Raw genomic sequence first — 4,401 nt, 5'->3', positions numbered from 1 at the left:
GCAACACACCCGCTTATCGACTGCCGGGCCCTGCTGCAGCAGGGCCCGGTAGTCGATAAGCGGGTGTGTTGCCTTCTGCACGGTGGACGAAGGCCCGGCCCGGCACCTGCCGCGGGCTCGAGCGGAAGGGAACTCAGCGGCATACGGCATAGTGGTTTGGTATTCAACTACTACCAAGCGTAGGATTGGCTGCATGGCAAGGCCACCCCAACCGAAGTGCCCGATCCGGGTCGGCGAGCCGTGCAGCCTGTGCTTCCCCGGAGCTGAAGGCCCGCAGGACTGTGGCCTGGTCTACCTCGTCCAGTCGGATCCCGAGTGGCGCGAGCAGCTCGCCGAGAAGCGTCGGGAGGTCCGGTCCCAGCAGCTCGCTGCGAGCTGACCGGTCCTCTCACGACCGCACCCGGTGTGTGAGAGTTGGGGCATGAAGGTAGCCGTCATCCAGCTCGCCTACGGTGACGACGAGAGCGTCGCCGACCGCACGGCGCGCGTCGTCGACCTCGTCCGTGCCCAGGAAGGGCATGACCTTGTCGTCCTCCCCGAGCTGTGGCCGGCCGGCGGGTTCGACTACCCCAGCTGGGACACCCGGGCCGAGCCGGTCGACGGCCCCATTGCCCAGGCGCTCGCCGACGCGGCCAAGTATGCCGGCGTGACCCTGCACGGCGGCAGCATCGTCGAACGGAGCGAACCGACGAGCACCGAGGGCCACGGCGTATGGAACACCTCGCTCGTCTTCTCACCTGGCGGAGAGCTCGTGGCGACGTACCGCAAGATCCACCGGTTCGGGTTCGGTGAGGGTGAACCACGGCTCATGGACCCTGGCGAGGACCTCGTCGTCATCGACGTTCCAGTGAGCCCCGGGGACTCCACAGGGTCGGCGCAGACGGTCCCGGTCGGCCTCTCGACCTGCTACGACCTGCGCTTCCCCGAGCTCTACCGCGCCCTGGTCGACCGGGGCGCCGAGGTCTTTGTCGTCCCGGCGGCCTGGCCGGCGAAGCGTGTCGCCCACTGGACCGTCCTGGGCCAGGCCCGCGCCATCGAGAACCAGAGCGTCGTCATCCAGTGCAACACCGCGGGGACGCATGCCGGCCATGAGATGGGCGGTCGCTCGCAGGTGGTCGACGCCACCGGCAGCGTCCTGGCGACCGCAGGACCCCACGAGGAGGTGCTCAGCGTCGAGGTCGACACTGACGCGACCCAGCGGTGGCGGCAGGCCTTCCCAGCGTTGGCCGACCGGCGGCTGCGGTGACCTCCGCCTCGGCCGCCCGTGCTCGCGTCAAGGTTCGGGCCCCGGAGCTGGTCGGGCGCGGCTGGCTCAACACCGGGGGCAAGGCGTACTCCATCGCCGACTTCCGTGGTCGCGTCCTGATCCTGGACTTCTGGACCTTCTGCTGCGTCAACTGCCTCCATGTCCTCGACGAGCTGCGACCCGTCGAGGCGCAGCACCCCGACGCGCTGACGATCGTCGGGGTGCACTCGCCGAAGTTCGAGCACGAGGCAGACCCCGACGCCCTCGCTGCGGCGGTCGAGCGGTACGCCGTCCACCACCCCGTCCTCGACGACCCGGAGCTCGTGACGTGGCGCGCCTACGCGGCACGCGCGTGGCCCACGCTGGTCGTCGTCGACCCGGAGGGCTACGTCGTGGCGTCGATGTCCGGTGAGGGCCACGGCCCGGGTCTCGCCTCGCTCGTCGGCGAGCTGATAGAGGAACACGCGGCGAAGGGCACACTCCAGCCCGGCGACGACCCCTACGTGCCGCCGCCTCCCGCTGACACCAGGCTCCGTTTCCCCGGCAAGGCCGTCGCCGTGGGGGACGGGTCATTTATCGTCTCGGACACGTCGAACCACCAGGTGGTCCACCTCGAGGCAGACCTCGAGACCGAGCGGGCCCGGTGGGGCGATCGCGGCAGCTTCAACGAGCCGCAGGGCGTGCTGCTCGCGACCCCGGCCGTGCGCGACGGGCTCGGCATCGACCTGCTCGTCGCCGACTCGGTGAACCACCAGCTCAAGGGAATCCGCTTCTCCGACAACAGCATCCACACGCTCGCAGGGACCGGCAGACAGCTTCGCGAACGCACCGGCGGGGGCCCGGCCCTGACACAGGACCTGTCGACCCCCTGGGACCTGGCGTGGCTGGGCGAGCGCCTCCTCATCGCCATGGCCGGCACCCATCAGTTGTGGGCCTGGACACCAGGGGACACCATCGAGCAGAGCATGATCGAGGTGGTCGGGGGCACGGCGAACGAGGGGTTGCGCGACGGCGACGCGCATCAGGCGTGGTTCGCCCAGCCCTCTGGGCTGTACACCTCCGCCGACGGCGGGCGCGTGTGGATCGCCGACTCCGAGACATCGGCCCTGCGCGCGATCACTCATGGCGACGACGGCACGCTCACCGTCGAGACCCACGTCGGGACGGGCCTGTTCGACTTCGGCCACCGCGACGGGCCGGCCGAGCAGGCGCTGCTCCAGCACCCCCTCGGCGTCACCGAGCTGCCCGACGGGTCGGTCGCGATCAGCGACACCTACAACGGGGCGATCCGCCGCTACGACCCTGCTCGCAAAGACGTGTCGACCCTCGCTCGCGGCCTCGCCGAGCCGAGTGACGCCGTCGTCGAGCGCGACCCGGACAGCGGCGAGACCCGTCTCGTCGTCGTCGAGTCCGCGGCCCACCGCCTTACCCGCGTTGCCCTGCCGGAAGACGCCCAGCGGGTCGACGGACCGGCACGCCGGACCCAACGACCCCCGACCGAGCTCGCACCCGGGGCGATCCACCTCGAGGTGACGTTCGTGCCGCCCAGGGGACAGAAGCTCGACCACCGGTGGGGTGACCCCACGATGCTCGACGTGTCCGCCTCGCCAGAGGGGCTCCTGCTCGACGGAGGCGGCAGGGCACCTGGGCTGCGCCGGACGATCAGGGTCGCGGGCGGCATACGGCATGGCACGTTGCACGTCTCCGTCCAGGCGGCCGCCTGCGACGGCGATCCGGATACCGGAGAGGTCCCGGAGCACGCGGCCTGCCATCTCTTCCAACAGGATTGGGGCATCCCGCTCACCCTCGTCGACGGGGCGCCCGGCACGCTCACGCTCGATCTTCGAGGCGCCTGACGTGCGCTCCCCGGCCTCGGGCCTCGCGGGACTGCTCGCCGTCGTGCTCCTGCCGGTCGCGCTGCTCGTCGCCTGGGTGTCCTCCGTCGGTACCGACACCGACCGTTTCGTCACCGAGATGCGGCCGGTCGCGTCATCTCCGGAGGTCCGGGACGCCCTGACGGACCGCACCATCGCCAGCGTTCAGGCGCAGCTGGACCTGCCCGACCGTCTCGCCCAGCAGCTCGAGCCGCCACTGCGCGAGCTCGTCGGCACCGTGCTCGCGCGACCGGAGGTCGACCGCGCCTGGGCCTCCGGCCTGCGCAGCGCCCACGGGGAGCTCGTGGCGGTCATGGAGGGAGACCGGCCGGCCAGCGTCGACTCGACCGGGCGGGTCGTCATGCCGCTCACCATCGAGCTCACCGGGCTGGAGCAGCTGCTCAGCGGCTTCGGCCTCGCGGGGGACGTCGCCGTCGCGTCGCAGATCCAGGTCCCACTCTTCTCGGCCGACGACCTCGCCACGGCGCGACGCACCTACGCCGTCGGCTCCATCGCCGGGCCGGCAGCACCCTGGATCGTCGTGGGCCTCGCCGCCGTCTCCGTCCTGCTGGCCCGGCGACGTGTCCGGGCGCTCGGGTTGCTGGGACTCGGCGGCATCGTGGCCAGCGTGGCCTTCGCGGCCGGCCTCGTCGTCGGCCGGGGCGAAGCCGCCGATGTCGTCCGCGACCCGATCGGCTCCGCGGTCATCACCTCCGCCTATGGGCTGGCGGAAGACGGGCTCATGTCCGAGACGCGCGTCGCCCTGGGAGTATCCGTCGGTCTGCTGGCGATTGCCCTGATTGTCGGACTCGTGCGTGTGATCCTCGGTCGTCGCGGGTAAGTGCTGGCCGAGGCGGGCACGTGGCCGGCCACAGAAGGCACGGAGAAGGAGACGACATGGGTATCGGACTCGGAGTTACCTTGTTGGTTCTCGGGGCGATCCTGACGTTCACCGGGCTCGACGAGAGCATCTTCAACACCGACCTCGACACCGTCGGGATCATCCTCATGGTCGGCGGTGCCCTCGCCCTGATCATGGGCGTCATCCAGAATGCTCAGCGCCAGCGCCACACCACGGTCACCGAGCGTCGTGGCGGTCCTGACATCGTCGAGCGGCGCGACGACGCCTACTGATCCACCTCGACGCCCACGAAGGCGGGCTGAGCGCGAGAACTCACGCGCTCGGCCCGCCTTCGTAGTTCGATGGAGGAGTGACGACTCATCGCGGGCCGGCTCGCCGCGGGGCCGGTGCATTGGATGCCGTCGCGGCCGCGGCCGCGG

5 protein-coding genes are annotated in these 4,401 nt (G+C 70.8%); all 5 read left to right on the top strand.

The features are described from left to right. Positions 1–193 precede the first annotated feature (193 nt). From VIR15_RS12940 to VIR15_RS12920, 5 genes are read left to right on the top strand one after another with little or no spacing between them, the layout of a single operon-like run. Complete coding sequence (locus VIR15_RS12940; protein ID WP_331928242.1) at positions 194–379, top strand: DUF6767 domain-containing protein; 186 nt, start codon at positions 194–196, stop codon at positions 377–379. A gap of 42 nt (positions 380–421) precedes the next feature. Beyond that, positions 422–1,246 carry a carbon-nitrogen family hydrolase gene (locus VIR15_RS12935; RefSeq protein WP_331928240.1) on the top strand — a complete coding sequence of 275 codons (825 nt, stop codon included), beginning with the start codon at positions 422–424 and terminating at the stop codon, positions 1,244–1,246. Then, on the top strand, positions 1,243–3,102 hold the full coding sequence (locus VIR15_RS12930; protein ID WP_331928238.1) for an NHL domain-containing thioredoxin family protein: 1,860 nt from the start codon (positions 1,243–1,245) through the stop codon (positions 3,100–3,102). The genes VIR15_RS12935 and VIR15_RS12930 overlap by 4 nt, the downstream gene beginning before the upstream one ends. 1 nt (position 3,103) lies before the next feature. Further along, positions 3,104–3,961 (top strand): hypothetical protein, encoded by an 858-nt coding sequence (locus VIR15_RS12925; protein ID WP_331928236.1) that lies wholly within the window; start codon positions 3,104–3,106, stop codon positions 3,959–3,961. Positions 3,962–4,017: 56 nt separating this feature from the next. Continuing rightward, positions 4,018–4,254, top strand: coding sequence for a DUF6458 family protein (locus VIR15_RS12920; protein ID WP_331928234.1), 237 nt, complete (start codon positions 4,018–4,020; stop codon positions 4,252–4,254). Positions 4,255–4,401 lie beyond the last annotated feature (147 nt).

This window comes from Intrasporangium sp., from assembly GCF_036566125.1.
Lineage (GTDB): Bacteria > Actinomycetota > Actinomycetes > Actinomycetales > Dermatophilaceae > Intrasporangium.
The sequence above is the reverse complement of the archived record's forward strand: the minus strand, read 5'-3'. Positions and strand labels throughout refer to the sequence as shown.